Below are 24632 nucleotides of genomic sequence, written 5' to 3'. Positions count from 1 at the left end.
CACTTTCGTCACTGGTGACGAAACATATTGCAGTGCAAAGCAATTCGCCGATAACGTATCTTATGTCAAGTAAGCCCCTGCATATTGCATCAGATGCAACACGTGGCCTGAGATCCGTCATTTGGATGTCAGTTGGCGACCTGGGGATTCGTCACTCGTGTCAGTAGCGCTCGTCACCGGAGTCATCTACCCGTGCGTATCTCGAGCGCGCACCGCCACCCTGACTCTCGATCTGTAGATCAGCGGATGCCTTCGGCCGCCAGGCCCTCGCGCTGCTGGGTGGCGTCGATGCTGAATGCGCCGCCGTGGATCAGCTCACCGAGGCCACTACCGAGGCATTCCAGCAGTACCCCGACTACGCGGTGATCACCAGTTTTCCTGGCCTGGCTGACCTCTCCGGCGCTCGGGTGCTCGGCGAGATCGGCGACGACCGCGAGCGGTTCACCGACGCCCGTTCGCTGAAGGACCTACGCCGGTTCTGTGCTGATCACGCGGGCCTCCGGGCGCAGCATCTCGATTACCCGCCGCGTGGTGAAGAACAACCGACTCAACGCTGCAGGATTCCTTTGGGCGTTCGCCGCGATGGCGAAAGCCGGCGCACCCCAAGACCATTAACGCCGAGGACGCGACCGCGGCGATCGGCACGCCGCTGCGCTTCGGCACCTCTTCGACCGCTTGCTCGGGCAGCTCCACTACTGCTTGCCAAACCGGTCAGCACTACGACCCGATCAAGGCGTTCGGGCCCGCTCAGGACGCGTCCTTCGAGATCGCGGCTTGACCTCTTGGTGTGATCGGAGGTCTTCTTCGGCGCGTTCAAGACCGATATCGACGCCGAACTCGCCCAGCTCGGCCCGACCGGGTACCGGCCCTTGTGGGTGCGCGACACCCTGTTCTGAGTCAGCAGCACGGCGCCTCGCCGGCCGGGTCGATGAGCGCCTCGGCCAGTGGGCGTGCGAGCTGGGTGTAGGCGTCGGCGACCGGTAGCACGGTCATCCCAGGATGCTCGGATCGCCACTGCTCGGCGGCGTCGGGAGTGGCCAGGAACATCTGCGGATTGCAGCAGGTGGCGCGGACCTGCCCGCCCCGGATCCCGGCGGGGTCGACGAAGGCCACCATCGCGGCGGCCGGTTGCAGGTCGGTGACTCCCGTGACTGGATCGACGGTCAATCGCACGGCGCTGACGGTAACCGGGCACTCGGATTCGACGTGTGCGCTCGCCCCGATCACGGCGGGGAAGACGAGCGTGTCGGGCGCACACCAGGTGTAGAGCTGATGGCCTGCGACGGTGAATCGGTGCGGGGTCGGATTCAGGGTCAATCCCCACCCGAGGACCCGGCCCTGCTCGTCGTATTCGATGTCGGCGCCGATCGGTGTCTCTTCGAGATCTCCGGCGTCGACACCGGCTGCGGCCGCCAACTCCGTGACGGTGACCGGCGCTCCGTGGGCCAGCAGCCGCAGCGCGGCCCGCAGCAGCGCCCGGTCACGGTCGGCTGGTGCGATCGTGGCGAAAACGTCGGCGGGAATGGAGTCGGTGCTCATGAGAGTCAGCCTTTCCGAGAATGCGTCGGGTGCGATGTCGATGACGGTAGGGTCTGCCCCCGGGGGCAGAGTCAAGCCCGCGTCGGGCATCGGCACGGACCTCGGTCCAGCACACATCGTCGGCGGCCCACCGCGCACGGTGGATGCTGGTGAAGTCGTCGATGCGGTCGAGGATCTGCTGGGCGTCGCTGATCCGGCGGTGCAGCCGCTGTCGCGACCGCTCCAGTAGCTCGGCCAGACGCGCGCCGACCGCTCCGTCTCCACTATCGACGGCGTCATCGGTGAGCTGGCAGATCTCGGCGATGGTGAGCCCAAGCCCGCGCAGCTCGCCGATGAACCGCACACACCACAGTGCGTCATCGGTGTACAGGCGGTAGCCGGCCGCGCTGCGCCCCAGGGTGTGGATGAGCCCGAGGTCGGTGTATTCACGCAACGCCTTCACCCTCACCCCGGTCCGCGCCGACAACACGCCGATCGTCATGTGCCCGTTCATCTCGGCCTTTCCTGGAGGAGATCGTCAGCCTGCGCAGCAGGACAGTTTCGTCACGTCGGTGGTGAAGGTCTGGGCGGTCAGTTTCAACGCTTCGGCCATGGTCAGATACGGCGCCCAGCTGTGGGCGAGCCGGTCGACGGTCATACCCGCGGTCATCGCGTATCCGGCGGCGGTGATCAGGTCTCCGGCACCCTCGGCCAGCGCGTGCACGCCCAAGATCCGGCCGGTATCGGCGTCGGCGACGATCTTGGCCAGGCCACGGGTATCGCGATTGACCAGCGCCCGCGCCACACTCGACAACGCCAGCGTCCGGCACCGGCACCGGTATCCGGCCGTCACCGCCTCGGCCTCGGTGAGCCCCACGGCGGCGATGGCGGGGCTGGTGAACGTCAGCCGCGGCACTGTGGCGTAGTCCAGGACCCGATCCGCGTCGGCGAACGCGTTGTCGGCCACCAGCGTTCCCTGCGCGGCGGCCACATACACGAACTGCGGGCCCCCGGCCACGTCCCCGGCCGCCCAGATCCGGGCATTGTCGGTGCGCTGACGGTCATCGACGATCACCGCGCCGCGCCCGTCGACACCGACCCCGACCGCCTCCAGGCCCAGCCCCGCGGTGTTCGGGCGGCGACCGGTCGCGACCAACACGTGTTCGGCCCGCAGCTCGCTGACCCTGGCCCGAGTGCGCACGCTCACCAGCTTGTGGCCGCCACCGGCCAGGACCTTCTCGACGGTGGCCGCGGTCAACACGGCGATATGCTCATCGGCGAAGACAGCCTCGATCGCGGCCGAGATTTCCGGTTCCTCGCCCGGCGCCAGCCGCCCCAGGGCCTCGATCACCGTCACCCGGGTGCCGAGGCGGGCGAACAACTGGGCTTGTTCGAGCCCGACAGTGTTGCCGCCGATCACGATCAGCGACTCCGGGAGCCGCTTCAGGTCCATGGCGGTGGTCGAGGTCAGATACCCGGCCTCGACCAGACCGTCGATCGGCGGGATCCACGGCGTCGCACCGGTCGCGATCAGGTAATGGCCAGCCTCGATCACCCGGGTCCCGCCGTCGTTCGCTCCGACCCGCAACCCCGGCGCCGCACTCGTGCCGTCGAACACTGCCGTGCCGGAGACGATCTCCCACCCGTACTCGCCCGCCAGCTCGATGTACTTGTTTGCCCGCAGCTGCGCGACCAGCGCGTCCTTACCGGCGATCAGGCCCGGAAAATCCAGCGGCACCGCAGCGGCACCCAGGCCGGGAAACCGGTCGGCGGCGGCTGCGGCGTGGCGGGCCTCCGCGGCGGCCAGCAACGTCTTCGACGGCACACACCCGACGTTCACGCAGGTGCCACCGACGGTGTCGCGCTCGATCATCACCACGGACCTGCCGTGGCCGACCGCGGCGATAGCGGCGGCGAACGCCGCCGAACCGGACCCGACGATCGCCAGATCCGGACGGGATTGTGTCGTGGCCACGCCTGCCTCCTGAGGGGTTGAGCAACCGCGTCGCCAGCCAACGGCTGCTATTCGCATTGACGAATACCTACAGGGCTCATACTATGCGCTTAAGCGAATAGTTCAAGTGGTGTGGAGGTGCCCCATGTCCCGGTCCACGACCGCCGTGCCCGGCGACGAGCTGGCGTGCACACATCTGGATACGACGGCGAAGTTCTTTCGCGCCCTGTCGGATCCGACCCGGTTGAAGCTGCTGGAATACATCCTCGCCGGCGAACGCACCTCGGCCGACTGCGTCGCCCACGCCGGCATCTCCCAGCCGCGGGTGTCGGTGCACCTGTCGTGTCTGGCCGATTGCGGATACATCGTCGCGCGCCGCGACGGCAAGAAGCTGCGGTACACGGTCGGAGACCCGCGCGTGGCCGAACTGGTGCTGCTCGCCCGGTTGCTCGCGGCCGACAACGCCGCCGCCCTGACGTGCTGCACCCGCATCGACCAGGTACCGGACGGTGACCGGACATGAACGCCCTCGACAGCCCTCACGTCTCGGCAGCCGCTCACCGTCGGCGGGTTCACCGCGGCTGGGACTGGGTGTCAAGCTCGCCGAGGTCGATGCCGAGCTCGCCGAACTCACCGCGGTCCGGCGACACCCTGGCCGCCGCGCTGGCGGCCGGACGCGAAGACCTGCTCGAGCGCAGCGAATCCCCCTGCTGCCCTGTCCCATCGACACCGAACCCAGCGCCAGGCAGCGGTGGCTCGGCGAGCTGCGGGGGAGGCCGTTGTGGCTGCTGCGACCTAGACACGCCGCTGGCGGGCTTGCATCGGGACCGCGGCACTGCTGCCTGGGCTGTTGCGCGGTGGTGCCCCGCTGCTGATCGCGGCCGTAGCACTGAGCAGCGGCACGCTGCTGGTGAGCCTGTCATGGCTCCAACCGCTCGGATTCGCCCATCGGACTCGGGCTCCTCGGACTGATCTGGTCCCGCCAATGACTCGCGCCCGCGGCTGCGATGAGGGCTGCGCAGCCACACCTTCCGGCGACGCGGGCACTCCGGCCCGCACCACCGCCGCGACCTGGCTCAGGCCGTCACCGAGTTTGGCGCCTGCGAGGCCACCACGGTGATCAGCACCGTAGCCATCAACGGCGCCATCGCCGGTGCTCACCGCGCGCCGAGACCCGCTGCCCGGTCCCGGCGCGCGGTACACCTGGGGTGAGCCACGCCAGCGTCAGTGGGATGACGATCAACACGAGGAACGCTTCCAGGAACGGTCCGGCCTCCACGAACTCGGCCAGATCCGACGTAGAGCCGCAGCTGGTGGCAGGGACACCGCTCCGCCGCGCCAGCTGGGTAATACGCATCATCACCACCCCGCGACCCTGAACCTTCGACTCGACTCGAAGGTCAGACCGGCCGTGACGGTTGCCCCCGAGGGCGGTGTGGCCCCGGCGGCCGGTCCCGTGTCCGCGACGAATCAACCTGGTCTGATCGCCGCGCTACTCAGCGGCGGCCCGTGGTGCGCGAGTGTTGGGTGGGCGAAACCTGAGGGCGGGCAGCCACCAGTTCCAGCCGCCGAGCAGGCGCATGAGGGCGGGGACGAGGACGAGGCGGATGAGGACGGCGTCGATGGCGACGGCGACGGCAAGGGCGAGTCCGAGTTGTTTGAGTTCGAGGATGTCGGCGGTGAGGAAGCTTGCGAAGATGGCGATCATGATCGCGGCGGCCGCGGTGATGGGGCGTGCGGTGTGGGTGAGCCCGGCCGCGACGGCGCGCTGGTTGTCGCCGCTGGCGTCCCAGTATTCGCGGATGCGACGAATCAGGAACACCTCGTAGTCCATCGAGAGCCCGAACAGTAGCGCGAACACCACGGTGGGTAGGTAGACCTGCACGAATCCGGGGCTGGTGAAGTCGAGGACGTTCTCGCCCAGACCCCACTGGAACACCGCGACGGTGATACCGAGGGCGGCGCCGGTGGCGAGCAGGTTCATCGCGATGGCCTTGAGGGGTAAGGCGATACTGCGGAAAGCGGCGATGAGGAAGACCAGCGAGGCGGTCAGCACCAGGGCTACGACCAGCGGAAGTTTGGTGGTCATTTCGTCGGAGAGATCGACGAATTCGGCGGTGCTGCCGCCGATGCGGATCTCGGCTCCGGCTGCGCCGGCGGCTGTGTTGCGCAGGTCGCGGACGAGGTCGGTGGCGGCCATCGAGTCGAAGGTGACCGAGGGGATCGCCATCGCGAGCATTCGACCGTCATTGAGCTGGGCGGGCAGGACGGTGTCGATGCGGGCGTCGCCGTCGATCTCGGTCAGGAATCGGTTGACCCGTGCTTCGGCGTCTGCGGTGAGTGGGGTGTCGCTGGGGCCGGTGGCGATGATCTCGACCGGGGAGAGTGCTCCGGGCGGGAAGTTGGTGTTCAATGCGGTGCTGGCGCGTCCGGTCGGGGTGTCGTCGAGGGCGGTGGTGCCCATGTCGAGGCCGTAGCGGATCCCGAATACCGGCAGCGCGGCGAGGACCAGCACCGCTGCGGCCGCGGTGCCGAAGAGGACGGGTCGGCGCATGACGAGATACGCCCAGCGCGCCCAGCGGCCACCGAGAACGCCGGGAGCGTCGGTGGCGCTGTCGGCAGGGCGCCAGCGGGCCGGGAGACTACCGCGGTTGACAGCCGGGCCCAAGGCGGCGAGCAGGGCGGGTAGCAGGGTGACGGCGACGGTGAGCATACTGGTGACGGCGGTGGCGACGCCGATGGCGATGCCACGGAAGATCGGTGCCTGGATGATGATCAACGCGCACAGCGAGATCATCACCACCAAGCCCGAGACCAGAATCGTTTTGCCTGCTGTGGCGAGGGAGCGACCGACGGCGCCGCTGATCGCGGCATGGTCTGGCCCGGTGTGGTGGGTGAGTTCTTCGCGGAAGCGGCTGACGATGAACATCGCGTAGTCGATACCGACGCCGAGGCCCACCATGGTGGCCATGGCCACGGTCAGCGAATCGAACGCGGTCACAGCAGTGAGGGTGAACAACACTCCGACCGCGGTCAGCATCCCGGCGATGGCCACTGCGATCGGGACCGCCGCTGCGGCCAGGGCGCCGAGGGCGAGGACGAGCAGGACCAGCGCGACCGGGATGCCGATTGCCTCGGCGCGGGCCAGGTCGGCGTTCTGCAGTTCGGTGGCCGCGTTCTGTACCGCCGAGTACCCGGTGACCCCTACGTCGATGGAATCGTCGCCGGTGGTGGCGATGGCGTCTTGCAGGTCGCGCGCGACTTTCGCGCGTTCGGCCATGTCGCCGTCCATGCCGGCGAGCGCGATCGCGACGTGACCGTCGGCCGAGATCTGGGATCAGATCCGGGCAGCCCGTCGTAGGGGCCGACGACGTCGACCACGCCCTCGACCGCGGTGGCGGCGGTGATCGTGCGAGCCACCGCTGCACGGAACTCGGCGTCGGTGGCGGTGACCGCGCCAGACTGCAGCACGATGACCGCCTGTTCCGTACCGAACTGCGGGAAGTGCCGGGCAACCAGGCGATCCACCTCGGTGGACTCCGAGCCCTCGACACCGAAATCCATCGCACCGAGCCGGTTCTCGAGCAGCGGGTAGGCCACCGCGCACACCACCAGCAGCAGTCCCCAGACCGCCAGGACCGCACGTCTGCGCCGGGCCATCAGAACGCCCCACCGATATAGCACTCCGGGCGAGCCCGGCGGCGATGGTTGCTGAGGCGAGTTCTCGACGACGGCGGACTTCTGCTGGTTCACGCGTTCTCCCTCCGTAGCGACCACGAATTGATCGCCATATCACGATGTAATCGTTGAAACGAGATTAATCACACTCTCACTCGATATCAATAGCTTTCGCCGCTATCATCGCTTTATGGCGATTAATGACGGCGGGGGTTGCCTCGTCGAGACGCAGGGGTTGGATCCGGCGGTGGCCCTGTTCCACAGCCTCTCCGATGCGACACGGTTGGCGATCGTGCACCGGCTGGCGTGCGGGGAAGCGCGGGTCTTGGACCTGATGGCCGGGCTCGGACTGGCTCAGTCAACGGTATCGGCGCACGTAGCGTGCCTGCGCGACTGCGGGCTGGTCGTGGGCCGCCCGCAAGGGCGGCAGGTGTTCTACAGCCTGGCCCGCCCGGAGTTGATGGACCTACTCGCCTCGGCAGAGACCTTGCTCGCGGCGACAGGCAATGCGGTGGCGTTGTGCCCGAACTACGGCACCGACTCCACCACCGAGACGGAGAGCGCGGAGGTACGAGCATGAGCGACGCATGCGGCTGCGGCCACGACGAACCCGCCGGTGACGGCGAGGCCGAGGAACGCGAACCCGAAAAGCTCTGGGAAGTCAGTGAACTGCGCGTCGCCGCGGTCGCCGGAGTGCTGCTGGTCGCGGCACTGATCGTCGGCTGGACCGGCGGCCCACGCGCCGTCGAGTTGGGGTTGGAGATCGCCGCACTGCTCGTCGGTGCATACACCTTCGTCCCCTCCACGCTCAAACGGCTGGCCAAGGGCAAGATCGGTGTCGGCACGCTGATGACGATCGCCGCGATCGGCGCGGTGATCCTCGGCGAGGTCGGCGAAGCCGCCATGCTGGCGTTCCTGTTCTCCATCAGCGAGGGCCTCGAGGAGTACGCGGTCGCGCGCACCCGCCGCGGGCTGCGCGCCCTGTTGAACCTGGTACCGGACCGGGCCACCGTGCTACGCGACGGCACCGAAACCGTCATCGCCCCTGCCGAGCTGCGCGTCGGGGATCGGATGCTGGTGCGCCCCGGTGAGCGGGTCGCGACCGACGGGGTGATCGTCGACGGGCGTAGCGCGCTGGATGTTTCGGCGATCACCGGCGAATCGGTACCGGTGGAAGCCGGGCCGGGCGCGGAGGTGTTCGCCGGGGCGATCAACGGCACCGGTGTGCTGACCGTCGAGGTCACCACGACCGCCGAGGACAACTCCCTGGCACGGATCGTGCGGATCGTGGAGGCCGAGCAGGCCCGCAAGGGCGACGCTCAACGCTTGGCCGACAAGATCGCCAAACCGCTGGTGCCCGGCATCATGATCGCCGCCACAGCCATCGCGGTGATTGGCGCGCTCTTCGGGGATCCGGTCACCTGGATCGAACGTGCGCTGGTGGTGCTGGTCGCCGCCTCACCGTGCGCGCTGGCGATCTCGGTGCCGGTGACCGTGGTCGCCGCGATCGGTGCGGCGAGCAAGCTGGGTGTGCTGGTCAAGGGCGGTGCCGCACTCGAGGCGATGGGCCGGGTGCGCGAGGTCGCGCTGGACAAGACCGGCACGCTGACGGCGAACAAGCCTGCCGTCGTCGAGATCGCCGCCACCGGCGGTGTGCACGGGGACCGGGTGCTGGCGGTCGCGGCCGCGCTGGAATCGCGCAGTGAACATCCCCTCGCCCGCGCCATCCTCGCCGCCGTCGACACCGTCACTCCCGCCACCGACGTCGAGGCGGTCACCGGTGCCGGGTTGACCGGCCGCGTCGACGGACGCCGGGCGCGGCTGGGCCGTCCGGGCTGGATCGAACCGGGTGTTCTGGCCGCCGATGTGGAACGGATGCAGCACGCGGGGGCGACCGCGGTGCTGATCGAGCTCGACGGCCAGGTGATCGGTGCGATCGCTGTGCGCGACGAACTGCGGCCCGAGGCACACGAGGTCATCGACCGATTGCACGCGCTGGGAATCCGGGTCTCGATGCTCACCGGTGACAACGCCCGCACCGCCGCCGCTCTGGCCGCTGAGGCGGGGATCGAGGACGTGCACGCGGATCTGCGCCCGGAGGACAAGGCCCACATCGTGGGCGAACTGCGCAGCGACCGGTTCACCGCGATGGTCGGCGACGGCGTCAACGACGCCCCCGCACTGGCAACCGCCGACCTCGGTGTGGCGATGGGCGCGATGGGCACCGATGTCGCTATCGAAACCGCGGATGTGGCGTTGATGGGTGAGGACCTGCGGCACCTGCCGCGGGCTCTCGAGCACGCTCGTCGGGCTCGCCGGATCATGTTGCAAAACGTCGGTTTGTCGTTGGGGTTGATCACGATCTTGATCCCGCTCGCGCTGTTCGGGATTCTCGGGTTGGCGGCGGTGGTGCTGGTGCACGAACTCGCCGAGATCGTCGTCATCGCCAACGGTGTCCGCGCCGGACGCACCAAACCCCTGGCCTCGCTGACCGATTCGGCGGCAAAGCCCGCACCGGTACTGGCCGGAGCGCCCGCGTGACCGCCACCGCGTCGTCTGCTCCCACCGTGTCGCGGTGGGGGCGGCGACTGCGGTGGGTCGCTGCCGCGGCCGCGCTGGCCGGTATCGACCTCACGCTCAAAGCGTGGGCGCAGACCACGCTGGCCGGGGCCCCGATCGAGGCGGGTCCGGTGGACCTTAAGTTGGCGTTCAACCCGGGAGCGGCGTTCTCGATCGCCGCCGACGCACCGAGCTGGGTGATGCTCACGCTCACCACGGTGATCACCACCGCGGTCGCGGTCGGCGGATGGGTGGTCGCGCCGCGCGCGAACCTGCTCACCCGCGTCGCGCTCGCCGCGATCCTGGGCGGTGCCGCCGCCAACGTCATCGACCGGGCCCCCGACGGTGTGGTCACCGACTACCTGCACACCGGCTGGTGGCCCACCTTCAACCTCGCCGACACCTTCATCGTGCTCGGCGCGACCGCCCTCATCATCGCCACTCTGATCGGAAACTCCGATGAGCGAGAACCACTCTCACCCGAACACCACGCCGACGACCGGGACTGAGCCGGGCCCGTCACGTCGGTGGGCAGGGCTGGCGGCGCTGGTCGTCGCCCTGCTCACCGTCGGGCTGGACCTGATGGTTCTCAACGTCGCCCTGCCCACCCTGGCCCAAGACCTCGGCGCGAGCACCACCCAGTTGCAGTGGATCGTCAACGCCTACACCCTGGTCTTCGCCGCGCTCATGCTGCCCGCCGGCGGCTTCGGTGACCGCTACGGTCGCAAACGGCTGCTGCTGATAGGTTTGGTCGCCTTCGTCGCCGCCTCGGCCTGGGCCGCTTTCAGCGGGTCCACCGGCTCGCTGATCGCCGCCCGCGCGGTCATGGGCATCGGGGCCGCGATCATCGTGCCGCTGTCGCTGGGGATCCTGCCGACCCTGTTCGGCCCCGACCAGCGTCGCCGCGCGATCGCGGTGTGGGTCGGTGCACTGGGTGTCGGGTTGCCGCTGGGGCCGATCGTCGGTGGCTGGCTGCTGCAGCATTTCTGGTGGGGCTCGGTGTTTCTGATCAACGTCCCGGTCGGTGTCGCCGCCCTGGTTGCCTGTGTGGTGCTGTTGCCCGAATCGGTCGACCCGCATGCACCGGCGTTGGACTGGCTCGGGATCCTCACCGCCGTGCCCGGTACGGCGGCGCTGGTATTCGGCATCATCCAGGCTCCCGCGTACGGGTGGACCGATCCCGTCGTGCTCGCGGCTCTGGCGGCCGGTGTGTGGCTGATCGCGGGATTTCTGGTGTGGGAAAGCCGTGCCCGCGACCCATTGGTCGATCTGGCACTGTTCACCAATCCGGCCTTCACCTGGCCCACCCTGGCCGCAACCGCGGGCACCTTCACCCTGGTCGGCGTGCTGTTCGTGCTGCCGCAATACCTGCAGATACTGCGCTACCACGACGCCTTCGGCACCGGCCTGCGCTTGGTGCCTCTGGTGCTGGCGATCATCGTCGCCGCAGCCGCTGTGGACAAGATCGTGACCCGACTCGGCGCCAAAATCCCGATCGCCACCGGCATGGTGATCGCCGCGGCCGGATTCGTGCTCGCATCCCGCATCACCGTCGACTCCGGCTACGGCTTCGTCGCGGTGTGCCTGGCGACCGTGGGCCTGGGAGCCGGGCTGGCGTTGGCGCCGGCTGTCGACGCGGTCATGGCGAGCCTGCCCGAGCATCGCAGCGCCGCAGGAGCTGGGTTGCTGATGGCCATTCGACAGGTCGGTGCCGCGTTCAGCGTCGCGATCCTGGGCACCCTGCTCACCGTCGTTTACACCCGCGACCTCGACCCCCACCTGAGCGGCCTGCCCGAACCAGTGGTCAGCGCGGCGCGTGACAACATCGCCGGAGCGCAACTTGCCGCGACCCAGATTCCCGGCCCAGCGGGCGCCGATCTGGCCGCGTCCAGCGCCCACGCCTACAGCCACGCCATGTCCGCAGTGTTCCTTGCCAGCGCCGCCATCAGCGCACTACTGGCCGCGGCCATCGCCGCCAAACTCCCCAACCACACTCCTGCGCCCGCGCCGACATCACCGGCGCGTGATCGAAACTGAAATAGCCACTCCCATGACAGCGGCTACGGCACGCGACACAACTGCGTGTCAGCCGAGCAGCAGTGCACTCCCAGAGAAAGGGCATCCGCCGGAATGGTTACCTCGATCCTGCAGGCCATCGGACTCTTCCTGGTGACCAACATCGACGACATCATCGTGCTTTCGCTGTTCTTCGCCCGCGGCGCGGGAACCCGCGGAACAACGGCCGCCATCGCGACCGGACAATATCTCGGTTTCGGAGCGATCCTCGCCGCGTCGGTCCTCGTAGCGCTGGGAGTCACGGCGCTGCTGCCCGAAGAAGCCATCGCCTACTTCGGGCTCATTCCTCTGCTGCTCGGTCTGCTCGCCGCCTGGAGAGCATGGCGCAACAACGGCGACGACGATGAACGGTTCGAGGGCAAGAAGGTCGCGGTCTGGACGGTGGCGGCGGTGACCTTCGCCAACGGCGGCGACAACATCGGCGTCTACGTCCCGGTCTTCGCGACCGTGGGTACAGCGGCGATCGTCGCCTACTCGGTCGTGTTCCTGCTCTTGGTCGCCGTGCTGGTGTTCACCGCGAAGTTCCTCACCACCCGCAAGGCCATCGCCGAGATCTTGGAACGGTGGGAACACATCCTGTTCCCGCTCGTGCTGATCGTTCTCGGAATCGTCATCCTCGTCAGCGGCGGCGCATTCGGCCTCTGACCGTCGTCCCGGTCTGCACGGCCCAGATCACGGAGGACAGCGGCGATCGGCTCCAAAGAATGAAGTGCTATTCGAGGCCGTAACCGGTAGACAGCCGTCCTTCGGTTGGTCCATGGTTGTGCTCAGGGGCGCTGCACCGTTGTGGCACTACTACCACTGTGGCACTACTACCATCGACGTAGTTCAAGGCCTCCGGCAACGTGGGGCTTCTACCGCGCCTAGCGGCGGCCGAACGATGATCGTCGTCGGCCGTCGGCCGAGATTGTCGGCTGGTTGTTGCGGTGCGATTGCGCCAGCCGGTCCAGTTCCGCGGTGTCGACCTGGACCGATCCGGTGCAGTGGGCGCGGGTGCCCTCAGCGTCCCTCGAGGACCTCGCCCGGCATCGCGTGTTCGCCCCCGACAGCGACGTCGATGCCGACGATCGGCCTGAGGTCGCGGAGGCCGCACGCGCGGTGTGGCAGCGTGACCATCTCGACCCTCTCGATGTCGAGGCCGAGATCCGCGCCGCCGCGGATGCCCGCAGGGAGGCTGACGCGCGACTCGACGTCGCGGTGGCTAGGGCTCGCCGTTTGGGCCGGTCATGGGCTGACATCGGGGCAGCGGCCGGGATGACACGGCAGTCGGCGAACGAGCGCTGGAGGGACAGGGTGTGACAAGCCTTCACGGCGTCGGGCGTGGGTGGCGTGTAGCCACGTAGTGAGGCTACAATCGGAGCCGTAGCCAGCCCATTGCGGTGGGTTTGGAAGTGAGCCACAGGATTACTCGCCGGACGACGAGGCCTGTGGCTCGCGGTCTTTTAGGGGCCGATGGTGTGTATTTCGACTCCGGCGCCGAGTATGTCGAGGTAGTCCCCGCGGCCGCAGCGATGTTGCACGACGGCGCCGCACACGATATCGGCAACCCACAGGGCCGGTTCGTTACGACCGACAGCATGATCGATCCGCAGTGTCGAGGCCACGGCGCGTTGCGCGCGGAGCTTTTGCAGCATGTCCATATCGCTGGCGTCCTGTTGACCGCGTGATTCGAGAGTGATCGTGGAGCACGGCATATCAGCGAGATGTGGGAGTAGGAACTCCATACACTTTCGTCGGTGTCGCCGATCCGAGGAGTCCTTGTCAACGTGCACAACAACGAACCCGGTCAGAGGGAGCTGCGCGACCGCAGTGACGAGCTCAGTTCGGCGTTGTTCGCTGCTGCCGTGCCAGTGCACTTTAGGCTCGGCTAGGCGTAGAGCTTCCATCCTGTGACGGAGGGCGTCTACGTCTTCTTCATCGCACAGGGCGGCCGACATCAAGTACGCGCCGGGGTCCATGTCCGGCCGCGACCCGCTTTCGTCGGCCCAGGCTGTCAGCATGGGGAACAACCTTATGCGAGGGGTCCGACGCGGCCTGAAAACGTCGAGACGGCTACCGGACGTGACGACGCCACTTCTGCGGCAACCGACCGTCGAGGGAGGGCGGCAGAGCGCACCGGAGACGGGTTTACGACTTACGCGAGCCGGTCGACCCGTCCTCCGGTCTGGTCGGCGTGCGCCTGGGCCTGGGCCTGGGCCTCGTCGAGCTCATCAGCGGTGTAGTACGGAGCTCCCGGCGGGTTGGCCGGGTGGCCGCCCGCACGATGAGGGCCAGGTCGCCAGCTCGACGCGGCCGCGTTGCCGAGGTTCCCACCGCAACACGATCCCGCCGCCTCTACATCAGCTACGGATCGGCGACCGGCTCCTCGCACTGATAGCGAGTCGCGAAGCGCACCGCCGGACGCCTACATGCCCAATCCGCCGGGTTACCAACGCCGGATCGACAGAAATCTGAGATCACCTCAATGGTCTTGTCGCGAAACAAGCGACTACGCGTATCTGCAAAATCGAGGTGTGGCATCTCGCATCAGCGTCGCATAAGTGTCGCACTTAGCATCGCATTAAGTATCGCATTCCCTATGAGATGGAACGGCACCGCAATCGGCAGGCTTCCGATCCGGATTCGATAGGTTCCCGTTTCGTGGCAAGCTGACGCTCATGGACAAGCAAATTCCGGCGTCTGGATCTGGCACGGTCCCCTCGCCTCCCCCACCCGCACCGAGCCCAGGTGCGACGCGGGAGAAGTTGCTCTCTTGGTCGCCGCGCAGGTACTCAGTCAACCGGTTTGTCCTCGTCCAACAGCCTGATGAGACGAAGCCGCGGCCGAGCACGGTGGGCGTGCTGACGAAGGGTCGGCATCACCGCGCGCTGGTCCTCTATCTGCTGCTGCTGACGTGGTGGCCGTGGCTCTCCTTGCGACACACTCCGCTGGCGGCCGAGGTGTGGGTTCGCGCACTGACCGCGGAGGGGCCGGGGACAGCGAACGCGCTCACCTGGTCGCCGTCTACGTTGTCGCGAACGTGGGGCGAGCTCGAGGAACTGGGACTGGTCGAACGTAAAAGGGAAGGGCGACTGACCCGCATCGTCCCGCGTCGCGAGGACGGGAAGGACGACTACGTTGCACCGGCTGGTCAGAAGAAGGATTGGTACAACGCCTACTTCACCCTCCCTCATGAGTTCTGGACAGAGCAGCACTTCGCGACGCTGAGTCCTGCCGCCCTCGCGGTGCTGCTGATCGTCTTGAAGGAGACAACGAAGAAGCCTGACGTCGAGCTCCTCCGGGAGAAGATGCAGGACTGGTACGGGATCTCAGGCAAGACGGTGACAAAGGGTATCCAGGAGCTGATGGCCGCTGGCCTGATAGAGGAGCGACTGCGGTGGGAGGAAGACCTGTCCGCGAAGCTCGGGTACGTCAAGCATCACCACTATGGGTTGACGGGTGTTTTCAGCACCGAGGAGAGGGCGGCGCGACGACGCGTAGCGCGGCGCAAGCGCAGGTTGAACGAACGCAAGAAGTCCAAAAAGGCTGCCCAGGAGGCGAAATCATGACTGCGAGCACACCGCCACCGTGGCCGCCGCACACGTGGTCGAAGTACGCATGGAAAACGATCGGCCAGGCGATGCGGTCGACGGCCACAACCGTCCGTTTCGTGGCGATCTTGGCAGCGATCTTCGTGCTGCCCAGCGTTGCCGCTGCGATCTCGTTCGTGATCGTCCGTTCCGTGTACTTCTAGGACTGGAACCGATGACGCTGATCCGGGGTGCTGATCGAGTGAGCTGGAGAGCTTCGAATGAGTAGTTATGAGGAGCGGTTCGAGGCCGGGCTCGCGCATCTGCATCGCTACGTCGCCGCGCACGGTTCGAGCTCGCCGCCGCACGGTTCGACGATCGACGGATTTCTGATCGGGAGTTGGGTCGGCAGCCGGCGCACCGAGTACCGCAGGGGCCGGTTATCGGCCGAGCGGATCCGCCGTATCGAGACCGAGTTCCCGGACTGGCGGTGGAACGTACGGGAGGCGATGTTCGACGTCGGCCTGGCGCATCTGCGCCGCTACGTCGCCACCCATGGGACGAGCCGCGTGGGTTACGACGAGGTGGTCGACGGATTCCCGTTGGGGCAGTGGACGAGGGATCGTCGCGCCGACTTCCGCACAGGCCGACTGTCTGCGGAGCGGATCGAGGTGTTTGAGCGCGAATTCCCTGACTGGCAATGGACCCCTCAGACCGCAGTATTCGCGGCCGCGTTCGAGACCGGGATCGGGCACCTGCATCGGTATGTCGCCGCGCACGGCACCCCCAACGCCCCCCGGCGTGATGTGATCGACGGATTCCCGATCGGCACCTGGATCCAGAGCCGCCGCGCCGACTACCGCAAAGGCCGGTTGTCGGCCGAGCGGATCCGCCGTATCGAGACCGAGTTCCCGGACTGGCAGTGGACCATCCGAACCAGCTCGACTCAGGGCACGATCGGTGGCCTGTAATGGGTGGTCCTGATGACCGACGGTTCGAGGTCGGGCTCGCGCATCTGCATCGCTACGTCGCCGCACAGGGTTCGAGCTCTCCCCCGCGCGGCGCAAGGATCGACGGGTTCCCGATCGACGTGTGGGTGGCCAGCAGACGCACCGACTACCGCAAGGGCCGACTGTCGGCCGAGCGGATCGAACGGCTCGCGACCGAGTTCCCGGACTGGCAGTGGAGTGTGCGCGACGCGCAGTTCGACGTCGGCCTGGCGCATCTGCGCCGCTACGTCGCCGCACATGGGACGAGCACCGTGAGTCAGCATGAGGTGTTCGACGGATTCGCCCTCGGACAGTGGGTGACGAATCGTCGCGCCGACTACCGCAAAGGCCGACTGTCGGCGGAGCGGATCGAGGTGTTTGAGCGCGAGTTTCCTGACTGGCAGTGGTCGCCTCAGGCCACGGCGGCGGCCGCCGCATTCGAGGTCGGGATCGCGCACCTGCATCGGTATGTCGCCGCGCACGGCACCAGCAACGCCCGAAATCGGGCGGTGATCGAAGGATTCGCGATCGGACAGTGGGTCGCCAACCGCCGCGCCGACTACCGTAGAGGTCAGCTCGCCACCGAGCGGATCCGCCGCATCGAGGCCGAGTTCCCGGACTGGCAGTGGACCGCACAACGCCGCTCCTGATCCGACATACGGCGCGCGGTGAGGCAACGGATTCAAAACCCGTCCAGTGTCAGTTCGAGTCTGACCGGGGGCACCAGGGCCCTCGCAGGCAAGCGCACATCGCTCGCACCAAATTCTCCTGGGAAACCTATTGATCTCCGGCATGTGACGTGCTAAGTTTCACATCCCTCTTTCTATGAGGGCTTCCCTCCAACTCTGAGGGTCTGATTGTGGTCACAGGTCCAGGCGGAGCTATATCCGCACCCAGGGCCCACGTGGTTCAGCCACTCAGACCTTCGGAAGGGGGTGAAAATGGAAGCGATGGTCATCCTCGGGATCATCCAGATCCTCATCGCAACAGCCCATCTCGTTGTAGACATCCTCAGCTAGCCCCAGCGAGGGGGCCGGGCACTCGCCCGGCCCCTCGCCTCGCCTGGCGGCATCCTTCGTGGAAAGGCTTGCGTACCGACAAAACCCCGGGCTGCGAATCGCCCACCTGCACAACGCAACCACGATGGCCCTGTGGCAACCGACCCGCCGGGGAGGGCGGCAGCGCAGCGCCAGCGGAGTCAGCTCGTGGCTTCCCCGAGTCGTTCGACCTGTCCGCCAACCTCGTCGGCGTACGCCTGAGCCTCGGTCGCCTCATTGTCGGTGTAGACCCGGACGTCTGCCGGCCTACCGGCCGGCCGCACGATCAACGTCAGCTCCCCTATCGCGACGCGACCGCGTTTAGGTGCGACGCGATTGGTGGGCCCGGCCCCGGCATCGTTGTTCTCGGTCATCGCTCGGCGGCGTCCTGTCTCGGTTGCAGCGCCTCGGGCGGCACCCACATGGTGATCGTGGCCGAGGAGACGCGGTTGGCGCTCTCGACTGGCATCTGACATATCCCGCGCCAGAGGCCGTTTGAAGTTTGGAGCCACGCTAAGAGAAGCGCGTTCATGGTGGGTTCGATCCGGGCACCGGATGCGCGGACTCGCAGTGACACTCCCCCACCGGCGGCATACGAGCGTCCGCAGGACGGGTCAGCGATCGCCATGTCGATCAGCACGGGCCTCGGTGGGTCGACCACGCGTAGTGTTCGGGTGTCGGGCCAGTGGTCGAACATGCCATCAGTGTCATCTCGCAAGACATCGGTGACAGTTCTGCATCAGGCCATAGGTGACAGAGTGAGGGGTCTTGGTGGTGACACTTCTTCATTTGGTTTCCGCCACGCACCGCTATGTGCCTTGCGTTGCGTGGCGCGGTTGCCTATGAGGGGGGCCTGACGCAGGTGCTCAACTGACCGCGCCTGCGACGGTTCAGCAGCACCCCGTGATGGCGCTGAGAACGCTGCGCAGCGCTTCCAACGACTCTGGCCGGGCACGGTAGTAGACGTTCATCCCTCGTCGGTCAGGTGCGACCATGCCGGCCTTGCGGAGCTGCCCCAGGTGGTGGCTCGTGGTGGCCTCGGTGAGGCTGACCGCGGTCGCGAGGTCGCAGGTGCAGATCCCCTCACCGGTGTCAGTGAGCAGAATCGAGACGAGTTTGATCCGGACCGGATCGGCCAGCGCCTTGAGCCGCAGAGCGATTTCTAGGGCGGTGTCGTCATCGAGAGGGGCCGCCGACACGGGCGCACAGCAGATCGGGGCACTGATGTCGACCATCGGCAGGGCCTTCGGCATGACCCGACCATACCCTGGTACTTGACATATGTCGAAAAGGTGGCACCCTGCAGGTGTCAGTAGTTCGATATATGTCTCACAGGTGAAGGTGATGGTCATGTCCCGTATGCAGCTCGCGCTCAATGTCGATGATCTCGATACCGCGATCGAGTTCTACTCCAAGCTGTTCAACACCACCCCGGCCAAGCGCAAGCCGGGATACGCCAACTTCGCGATCGTCGAGCCGCCACTGAAGCTGGTGCTGCTGGAGAATCCCGGCCAGGGCGGCACGATCAACCATCTCGGCGTCGAGGTCGAGTCGAGCGAGAAGGTGCACGCCGAGATCGCCCGGTTGTCCGGGGAGGGTCTGTTCACCCAGGAGGAGATCAACTCCACCTGTTGTTTCGCGACGCAGGACAAGGTGTGGGTGACCGGGCCGGCGAAGGAGAAGTGGGAGGTCTACACCGTGCTGGCTGACTCCGAGACGTTCGGGACCAGCCCGAAACTGTTGGAACAGAACGCCACCGAGGACGCCGAGCAGGGTTCGGTGTGCTGCGGCGGCAACGCCGCAGACCAGGCCGAGGCGCGCACAGCCTGCTGCTGACAGCCTCGGTTCGCGTTCTCGCCTACCGCGCGATGCGGTCGGCGAGGGCGCGGATCCGGTTGGTGATGTCGTCGCGGATCAGCCGCATTCGTTCGATACCGTCGATGCCCCGTCCGGAGGGTTCGTCGGTGTCCCACACTTCGAGGGCGACGCCGTCGGGTGGGGTGACCTCGGCGGTGCCGACCACCACGACCAGGTCCACGGCTTGCATCAGTTCATCGGTGAGTTGCCGCGGCTGATGTCCGACGACGTCGGCGCCGACTTCGGCGAGTACCTGGGCGGACAGTTCGTTGACCTGGCCGCCGATTTTCGCGTTGGTGCCGGCTGAGGATGGGGTGATCCGGTCGGTGACTGTCGGTGTGAGGTGTTCGGCCATCACCGATTTGCCGCGGTTGGACACGCACACGAACAACACCTGCGGTGGTGTGCTCATTGGCCGACCTGCTGGTCGGCGGGTACCAGTTCGTCGAGGAGGTTCGCGACGAGTCCGCGGATCTGATCGCGGATGGGGCGGACCGCGTCGATGCCTTGGCCGGCTGGGTCGTCGAGAGCCCAGTCCCGGTAGCTGACGCCGGGGAACACCGGGCACGCATCGCCACAGCCCATGGTGATCACGACGTCGGAGGATTCGACGGTGTCGGGGGTGAGGATCTTCGGTGACTGTGCGGAGATGTCGATACCGACTTCAGCCATCGCCTCGACCGCGGCCGGGTTGATGGAGTCGGCGGGAGCAGATCCGGCGGAGCGGACCTCGACGCTGCCCTGGCTCAAGGCGGTGAGGAAACCGGCGGCCATCTGCGAGCGGCCAGCGTTGTGGACACACACAAATAGCACCCTAGGTCGAGATGTAGACATGAGACACAAGCCCTTTCAGCTGTGAAGGAACATCAGATACGTCACACACGTTCGGTGGTGAGTTCGGTGAGAAGACCACGAACTCGGGCGTCAAGATCGTCGCGGATCGCGCGAACCTCGTCGAGGGGACGGCCCTGGGGGTCCGCGACCGTCCAGTCCAGATAGCGTTTGCCGGGATAGATCGGACACGCGTCGCCGCAACCCATGGCTACGACCACGTCGGCGGCGGCGACTACATCGTCGGTGAGCGGTTTGGGGTACTGCGTGCCCATGTCGACGCCGATCTCGGTCATTGCTTCGACGACGGTCGGGTTGATCGAGTGCGCGGGGGCTGACCCGGCGGAGCGCACGTGTACCCGCCCGGCGGCGTGGTGGGTCAACAATCCGGCGGCCATCTGTGAGCGGCCGGCGTTCTGGACGCAGACGAACAGAACTTCGGGCACATCCTTGGGCACCGATCCATCGGACTGGGCCAGGGCGCGTAACCGATCAGCCGCGAACCTGCCCGCCAAGGTCGTCAGGTGCGCATGCACCCGGGAGGTGCGCCGTAAGGCGGTGTAGGACTCGAACACACAGCGTTCCACCGTCTGGCGAGACACCACCCCCTCATACTTGGCGGCCAGGTCAGCGGCGGTACGGGCGAGCACGGCATGGGGCATCAACAGTTCGGGCTGCGCGCGGTGTTCACTGCGACTTAGCTGCTCGTCCAACAGATCCTCAGGCATCGCGAGCCGGCTCCTTCGACACATCCGGGCTGGAGGCAGTGGTTGGGGTGGTGAAGCGTTTCCGCAGTGCCAGGGACACGTACACGAGGGCGACGAGGACGGGGACCTCGATGAGTGGTCCGATGACTCCGGCCAGGGCCTGGCCGGATGTTGCACCGTAGGTGGCGATCGCGACGGCGATGGCGAGCTCGAAGTTGTTGCCCGCGGCGGTGAACGCCAGCGTGGTGGTTCGCGCATACCCCAGCCCCATCGCGGCCCCGAGCACGAACCCACCGCCCCACATCACCGCGAAGTAGATCAGCAGCGGCAGAGCGATCCGCACGACGTCCCACGGCTGCGACGTGATCTGCTCACCTTGCAACGCGAACAGGATGACGATGGTGAACAGCAACCCGTAAAGGGCCCACGGCCCGAGACGCGGCAGGAACGAGGACTCGTACCAGTCGCGGCCTTTGGTTCGCTCGCCGATGCGGCGGGTGAGGAAGCCTGCGACCAGGGGTATACCGAGGAAGATCAGCACCGACTTCGCGATCTGCCACGGCGAGGTGTCGATGGTGGTCTGCTCCAGGCCCAGCCATCCGGGCAACACCGAGAGGTAGAACCAACCCAGCACGGCGAACATGACCACCTGGAACACCGAGTTCAGTGCGACGAGAACAGCAGCGGCTTCGCGGTCGCCGCACGCCAGGTCGTTCCAGATGATGACCATCGCGATGCATCGGGCCAGGCCGACGATGATCAGTCCGGTCCGGTACTCCGGCAGATCCGGGAGCAGGAGCCAGGCCAGCGCGAACATCAACGCCGGTCCGATGATCCAGTTCAACGCCAACGACCCGAGTAGCAGGCGACGATCACCGGTGACCGAGTCGAGTCGGTCGTAGCGCACCTTGGCCAGCACCGGATACATCATGATCAGCAATCCGAGGGCGATCGGCAGCGAGATGCCGTCGAGCTCGACCGCCGCCAAAGTGTCACCCAGGCCGGGGACGACTCGACCGAGCAGCAGTCCGGCGACCATCGCGGCGCCGATCCACACCGGCAGAAACCGGTCCAGCGTCGACAACTTGCCCGCGACCGCGGTGTCGGTGGCGGTCACTGGTCGGCCTCACACGACCGCGTTTCCCCCACGACCGTGGCGAGATCGCCCAGCAGGCCCGACAGTTGTTGCAGCGCTTCGGTGTTCACCCGGTAGTACACCCAGGTCGCGCGGCGCTCGCTGGTCACCAGACCCGCCTGGCGCAGCACCTTCAGATGGTGCGAGATCGTCGGCTGCGACAGCTCGAACGGCCCGGAGATGTCGCACACGCACGCCTCGCCGCCCGGATGCGCAGCGACCTCCGACAGCAACCGCAGTCGAACCGGATCAGCGAGTGCCTTCAACAGTGGGGTGACAGCCTCGGTCTCGTCGCTACTGAGGCCGCGGCCGGGTGGCAGCAGGAGATTCTTATTCGACACGCGTCAATATTGACACACGTCGATGCAGGCGACAAGGTGGCCGACCTGGAAGCAGGCTTGCGCTTTCGCGTTGGTGTCCACGACAAGCAACCGGTTGGGCTCCGATCGAACCGCCATCCTCGGGTCAGCTCACGTGCCGCATTCAACGCTCAGACGGTGGCTGTTAATGAACCTATCGACCCTGTCGTCCGGCTAGCTATCTCGCAGTGGCCTGATGATGCACCCCGCGGAGCGGTCTCAACATTCTGCGTCGAACACGGAATTTCTCGAAAGTCGTTCTACGAGCTGCGTAAACGCGCCAAAGTCGAGGGGCCCGCGGCAGCCCTCGAACCGCGGACCCGCCGCCCAAAGTCGAGCCCGTCAGCGCTCAGTGACGAGGTCAAGTCACAAGCGGTGGCGGTGCGCGCCGCCTTGGAAAGGTCGGGTCTGGACCACGGACCGATCAGCGTGCACGACAAGATGCGGTCGATGGGCATGGCACAGGTCCCCTCGACAGCATCGCTGGCCCGCATCTTCCGCGATGCCGGAGTAGCCCGGCGTGAACCGAAAAAGAAGCCCCGCTCGGCGTGGCGGCGGTTCGTCTATCCCGCACCGAATGCGTGCTGGCAACTCGACGGCACCGAATACGTTCTGACCGGCGGACGTACGTGCGTCATCCTGCAACTGATCGACGATCACTCTCGCTACGCCGTGGGCTCCCACGTGGCCGCCGGTGAGACCTCCGACGCCGCGATCGCGGTGTTCGACAAGGCGGTGACCGCTCACGGCGTGCCCCAGCGACTCCTCACCGACAACGGGCCCGCTTTCAACCCCTCACGCCGCGGCCGCATCGGTCAACTCGTCGAACACGCCCACGCGCTCGGAGTCGAAACAATCACCGGCAAGCCCTACAAGCCCACCACGCAGGGCAAGAACGAACGCTTCCACCAGACACTGTTCCGCTACCTGGACAAACAGCCACTTGCCGACACCCTGGCCGAGTTGCAGGCCCAGGTCGACGCGTTCGACCACATCTACAACACCGAGCGGCCTCACCAAGGACTGCCCGGGCGGGTCACACCGTTGACCGCCTGGCAGGCAACACCGAAAGCCGACGCGCCACACCCCAAATTCGGTCGGCCGTTGCTCGATCCGCCGACACCACGCCCTCGGCCCGCACAGCGGCAACCCACCGACCTACCCGACGGCGTCCTGGCCAGAACTGTCAGCACCTCCGGCACCATCAGCGTGGACGCAGTCACCTACATGGTCGATGTGGACCACGCCTTCGACCAGGTCCTCGTTGTCACCGACGACAACACAATCGTCATCGCCAACACCGAAGGCGAAGTCCTCGTCGAACACCCCCGACCCGCCCCAGGAATCACCTACGTCGGAAATCGACAACCCCGCGGCCCACGCCCCACCAAGAAGACCGCACCGTCACCGAAGTCCTGACACACCAAGTGTCACCAATGTCCAGATGCAGAAACGTCACCGATGTCCCGATACATCACACGAACATGCACAGAGTCTAACCCCGGTTCTCGAATGGGTGTTCGATGCATGTGTAGTCTGTTCGGGTAGGTGGGGGTGTGCCTGGAACGGGAAGTCTGGGACCACACGCACCCCCGCCGACTCATGTATTCACGGCGTACTCACGAGACGATTGCCTGGCGTGCTCAGTGGGCGTGGGCGAGTGCGGGCTGATCCGCTGTGTGCACACGCTCGCTGCGCGGCGACGCGTCGGCGGTGCACTCGGCCGCGAGGTCGCGCCAACGGCCGATCGTGGTTCTGTGCACGCCGGTGAGGTCGGCGGTCTGCTCGCGGTGGACTCGGAGTCGTTCGGCGACGAGTACGCGCGCGACCACACGGTCGTCGTTGCGACCTCGGCTGCACACGAGTCGGGCCAGGTCGAGGTCGGAGTCGGTGATCTGTGCGTCGAGGTCCGTGAGGCTCAGTGGCGAGGTGTCTGCGTCGTCCTGTGCATTGTTGTGTTGCGGGTGCGGCTCTGTCGGTGCGCTGACCTGCGGGTGTGCATGGGGTGCACTGTCCACAGGGTCATGCTCGACGTCCGGCGTCCGGTTGTGCGCGGTTACTCCCCCGCCGGCCCAGACGTGCATGACCAGGCCGTGGATGCTTGCCAGCAGGGCCAGGGGCGCCACGATGGCGATGGCCACGGCCATCAGGCCGTGCATGACCCCTGGTCGCTGGCCAGGAATGCGTGGCCGGCATTGCCGGCGACACTGACTGTGCTGGAGATCGCCAGCATCGCGAAGTGGTATCGCTTGCCGGCGTCGTCGCGGCGTAGACGCACCAGGTGGCTTGCAGAATGAAGACGTCGATCACGACGGGTAGGAGCCAGGTCAGGCGGTCCGGGATGGCCCCGGACATGCGGGCGAGGTCGCTCAGTGCTGTGAAGCTCAGGGTGAATGAGGCCGCAACGACGATGATGACGGCGC

Annotated in this window: 29 protein-coding genes and 1 tRNA gene; 14 read left to right on the top strand and 16 right to left on the bottom strand. The window is 66.7% G+C overall.

Annotated elements, in window-relative coordinates; translation table 11 throughout:
• Positions 1 to 897: 897 nt before the first annotated feature.
• Genes merB through merA form a run of 3 tightly spaced genes read right to left on the bottom strand, consistent with a single transcriptional unit; the run spans position 898 to position 3493 of the window.
• Positions 898 to 1539, bottom strand: coding sequence for an organomercurial lyase MerB (gene merB, locus GOACH_RS21085; protein WP_005179592.1), 642 nt, complete (start codon positions 1537 to 1539; stop codon positions 898 to 900).
• Positions 1481 to 2032 carry a MerR family transcriptional regulator gene (locus GOACH_RS21080; RefSeq protein ID WP_005179589.1) on the bottom strand — a complete coding sequence of 184 codons (552 nt, stop codon included), beginning with the start codon at positions 2030 to 2032 and terminating at the stop codon, positions 1481 to 1483. Before GOACH_RS21080 ends, merB begins: the two co-directional genes overlap by 59 nt.
• 24 nt (positions 2033 to 2056) lie before the next feature.
• On the bottom strand, positions 2057 to 3493 hold the full coding sequence (gene merA, locus GOACH_RS21075; RefSeq protein WP_005179588.1) for a mercury(II) reductase: 1437 nt from the start codon (positions 3491 to 3493) through the stop codon (positions 2057 to 2059).
• A gap of 124 nt (positions 3494 to 3617) precedes the next feature.
• Between merA and GOACH_RS21070 the strand changes: the two genes are divergently transcribed.
• Positions 3618 to 3995, top strand: a complete 378-nt coding sequence (locus tag GOACH_RS21070; RefSeq protein WP_005179587.1) for an ArsR/SmtB family transcription factor — start codon at positions 3618 to 3620, stop codon at positions 3993 to 3995.
• Positions 3996 to 4607: 612 nt separating this feature from the next.
• Here GOACH_RS21070 and GOACH_RS21060 read toward each other — a convergent pair.
• The 3 genes from GOACH_RS21060 to GOACH_RS24405 all read right to left on the bottom strand — a co-directional run bounded on the left by GOACH_RS21060 (position 4608) and on the right by GOACH_RS24405 (position 7225).
• Entirely contained in the window at positions 4608 to 4829 is a 222-nt protein-coding gene (locus GOACH_RS21060; RefSeq protein WP_005179582.1) for a hypothetical protein, read from the bottom strand.
• A gap of 135 nt (positions 4830 to 4964) precedes the next feature.
• Positions 4965 to 6752: an MMPL family transporter gene (locus GOACH_RS21055; protein ID WP_235434486.1), complete on the bottom strand. Its 1788-nt coding sequence runs from the start codon at positions 6750 to 6752 to the stop codon at positions 4965 to 4967.
• Positions 6677 to 7225 (bottom strand): hypothetical protein, encoded by a 549-nt coding sequence (locus GOACH_RS24405; protein ID WP_005179572.1) that lies wholly within the window; start codon positions 7223 to 7225, stop codon positions 6677 to 6679. The genes GOACH_RS21055 and GOACH_RS24405 overlap by 76 nt, the downstream gene beginning before the upstream one ends.
• Before the next feature lie 115 nt (positions 7226 to 7340).
• On the opposite strand from GOACH_RS24405, the gene GOACH_RS21050 reads away from it, so the two are divergent.
• The 6 genes from GOACH_RS21050 to GOACH_RS21025 all read left to right on the top strand — a co-directional run bounded on the left by GOACH_RS21050 (position 7341) and on the right by GOACH_RS21025 (position 13084).
• Complete coding sequence (locus GOACH_RS21050) at positions 7341 to 7730, top strand: ArsR/SmtB family transcription factor (RefSeq protein ID WP_005179570.1); 390 nt, start codon at positions 7341 to 7343, stop codon at positions 7728 to 7730.
• Complete coding sequence (locus GOACH_RS21045) at positions 7727 to 9691, top strand: heavy metal translocating P-type ATPase (protein WP_005179568.1); 1965 nt, start codon at positions 7727 to 7729, stop codon at positions 9689 to 9691. The genes GOACH_RS21050 and GOACH_RS21045 overlap by 4 nt, the downstream gene beginning before the upstream one ends.
• The gene (gene lspA, locus GOACH_RS21040) at positions 9688 to 10218 is read left to right on the top strand and encodes a signal peptidase II (RefSeq protein ID WP_005179567.1); all 531 of its coding nucleotides are present in this window, start codon (positions 9688 to 9690) and stop codon (positions 10216 to 10218) included. Before GOACH_RS21045 ends, lspA begins: the two co-directional genes overlap by 4 nt.
• On the top strand, positions 10169 to 11746 hold the full coding sequence (locus tag GOACH_RS21035; RefSeq protein ID WP_005179563.1) for a DHA2 family efflux MFS transporter permease subunit: 1578 nt from the start codon (positions 10169 to 10171) through the stop codon (positions 11744 to 11746). Before lspA ends, GOACH_RS21035 begins: the two co-directional genes overlap by 50 nt.
• A 93-nt stretch (positions 11747 to 11839) precedes the next feature.
• Positions 11840 to 12430, top strand: coding sequence for a cadmium resistance transporter (locus GOACH_RS21030; RefSeq protein ID WP_005179560.1), 591 nt, complete (start codon positions 11840 to 11842; stop codon positions 12428 to 12430).
• 312 nt (positions 12431 to 12742) lie between these two features.
• On the top strand, positions 12743 to 13084 hold the full coding sequence (locus tag GOACH_RS21025) for a hypothetical protein (protein WP_005179558.1): 342 nt from the start codon (positions 12743 to 12745) through the stop codon (positions 13082 to 13084).
• A 143-nt stretch (positions 13085 to 13227) separates the two neighbouring features.
• On the opposite strand, the gene GOACH_RS24400 is transcribed toward GOACH_RS21025, so the two are convergent.
• Entirely contained in the window at positions 13228 to 13785 is a 558-nt protein-coding gene (locus GOACH_RS24400) for a hypothetical protein (protein WP_005179554.1), read from the bottom strand.
• Between the two features lie 837 nt (positions 13786 to 14622).
• On the opposite strand from GOACH_RS24400, the gene GOACH_RS21015 reads away from it, so the two are divergent.
• The 5 genes from GOACH_RS21015 (at position 14623) to GOACH_RS23875 (ending at position 17009) form a co-directional block, all read left to right on the top strand.
• Positions 14623 to 15333 carry a helix-turn-helix transcriptional regulator gene (locus GOACH_RS21015; protein ID WP_229742889.1) on the top strand — a complete coding sequence of 237 codons (711 nt, stop codon included), beginning with the start codon at positions 14623 to 14625 and terminating at the stop codon, positions 15331 to 15333.
• Complete coding sequence (locus tag GOACH_RS21010; RefSeq protein WP_005179548.1) at positions 15330 to 15518, top strand: hypothetical protein; 189 nt, start codon at positions 15330 to 15332, stop codon at positions 15516 to 15518. The genes GOACH_RS21015 and GOACH_RS21010 overlap by 4 nt, the downstream gene beginning before the upstream one ends.
• 57 nt (positions 15519 to 15575) lie before the next feature.
• Entirely contained in the window at positions 15576 to 16265 is a 690-nt protein-coding gene (locus GOACH_RS21005) for a helicase associated domain-containing protein (protein ID WP_005179533.1), read from the top strand.
• The gene (locus GOACH_RS21000; RefSeq protein ID WP_005179528.1) at positions 16265 to 16933 is read left to right on the top strand and encodes a helicase associated domain-containing protein; all 669 of its coding nucleotides are present in this window, start codon (positions 16265 to 16267) and stop codon (positions 16931 to 16933) included. Before GOACH_RS21005 ends, GOACH_RS21000 begins: the two co-directional genes overlap by 1 nt.
• Positions 16888 to 17009: transfer RNA gene (locus tag GOACH_RS23875), tRNA-Leu, on the top strand. Before GOACH_RS21000 ends, GOACH_RS23875 begins: the two co-directional genes overlap by 46 nt.
• A 472-nt stretch (positions 17010 to 17481) precedes the next feature.
• On the opposite strand, the gene GOACH_RS20995 is transcribed toward GOACH_RS23875, so the two are convergent.
• Both GOACH_RS20995 and GOACH_RS20985 read right to left on the bottom strand, forming a co-directional pair.
• Entirely contained in the window at positions 17482 to 17694 is a 213-nt protein-coding gene (locus tag GOACH_RS20995) for a hypothetical protein (RefSeq protein WP_005179525.1), read from the bottom strand.
• 516 nt (positions 17695 to 18210) lie between these two features.
• A complete protein-coding gene (locus tag GOACH_RS20985; protein ID WP_005179521.1) occupies positions 18211 to 18573 on the bottom strand; it encodes an Rv2640c family ArsR-like transcriptional regulator in 363 nt (120 codons plus the stop codon).
• A gap of 97 nt (positions 18574 to 18670) precedes the next feature.
• Here GOACH_RS20985 and GOACH_RS20980 point away from each other — a divergent pair, with 97 nt between their 5' ends.
• A complete protein-coding gene (locus GOACH_RS20980; protein WP_005179519.1) occupies positions 18671 to 19156 on the top strand; it encodes an ArsI/CadI family heavy metal resistance metalloenzyme in 486 nt (161 codons plus the stop codon).
• Positions 19157 to 19178: 22 nt separating this feature from the next.
• Here the strand turns inward: GOACH_RS20980 and GOACH_RS20975 are convergent, their stop codons facing one another.
• Genes GOACH_RS20975 through GOACH_RS20955 form a run of 5 tightly spaced genes read right to left on the bottom strand, consistent with a single transcriptional unit; the run spans position 19179 to position 22191 of the window.
• Positions 19179 to 19589: an arsenate-mycothiol transferase ArsC gene (locus GOACH_RS20975; protein WP_005179518.1), complete on the bottom strand. Its 411-nt coding sequence runs from the start codon at positions 19587 to 19589 to the stop codon at positions 19179 to 19181.
• Positions 19586 to 20011, bottom strand: coding sequence for an arsenate reductase ArsC (locus GOACH_RS20970; protein WP_012834432.1), 426 nt, complete (start codon positions 20009 to 20011; stop codon positions 19586 to 19588). Before GOACH_RS20970 ends, GOACH_RS20975 begins: the two co-directional genes overlap by 4 nt.
• A 41-nt stretch (positions 20012 to 20052) precedes the next feature.
• Entirely contained in the window at positions 20053 to 20736 is a 684-nt protein-coding gene (locus GOACH_RS20965; RefSeq protein ID WP_005179509.1) for an arsenate reductase ArsC, read from the bottom strand.
• Positions 20729 to 21832: an ACR3 family arsenite efflux transporter gene (arsB, locus tag GOACH_RS20960; protein ID WP_005179505.1), complete on the bottom strand. Its 1104-nt coding sequence runs from the start codon at positions 21830 to 21832 to the stop codon at positions 20729 to 20731. Before arsB ends, GOACH_RS20965 begins: the two co-directional genes overlap by 8 nt.
• A complete protein-coding gene (locus GOACH_RS20955; protein ID WP_005179499.1) occupies positions 21829 to 22191 on the bottom strand; it encodes an ArsR/SmtB family transcription factor in 363 nt (120 codons plus the stop codon). Before GOACH_RS20955 ends, arsB begins: the two co-directional genes overlap by 4 nt.
• Positions 22192 to 22347: 156 nt before the next feature.
• On the opposite strand from GOACH_RS20955, the gene GOACH_RS20950 reads away from it, so the two are divergent.
• The gene (locus GOACH_RS20950; RefSeq protein ID WP_174299167.1) at positions 22348 to 23628 is read left to right on the top strand and encodes an integrase core domain-containing protein; all 1281 of its coding nucleotides are present in this window, start codon (positions 22348 to 22350) and stop codon (positions 23626 to 23628) included.
• 224 nt (positions 23629 to 23852) lie between these two features.
• Here the strand turns inward: GOACH_RS20950 and GOACH_RS24395 are convergent, their stop codons facing one another.
• Positions 23853 to 24227: a hypothetical protein gene (locus GOACH_RS24395; RefSeq protein ID WP_227918563.1), complete on the bottom strand. Its 375-nt coding sequence runs from the start codon at positions 24225 to 24227 to the stop codon at positions 23853 to 23855.
• A 4-nt stretch (positions 24228 to 24231) separates the two neighbouring features.
• Complete coding sequence (locus GOACH_RS24390; RefSeq protein ID WP_245551984.1) at positions 24232 to 24582, bottom strand: hypothetical protein; 351 nt, start codon at positions 24580 to 24582, stop codon at positions 24232 to 24234.
• Between the last annotated feature and the right edge of the window lie 50 nt (positions 24583 to 24632).

The sequence above is a fragment of the Gordonia aichiensis NBRC 108223 genome (assembly GCF_000332975.1).
In the GTDB taxonomy this organism is placed as follows: Bacteria; Actinomycetota; Actinomycetes; order Mycobacteriales; family Mycobacteriaceae; genus Gordonia; species Gordonia aichiensis.
Note: the sequence above shows the minus strand (reverse complement) of the source record. Positions and strands in the feature narration are given on the sequence as shown.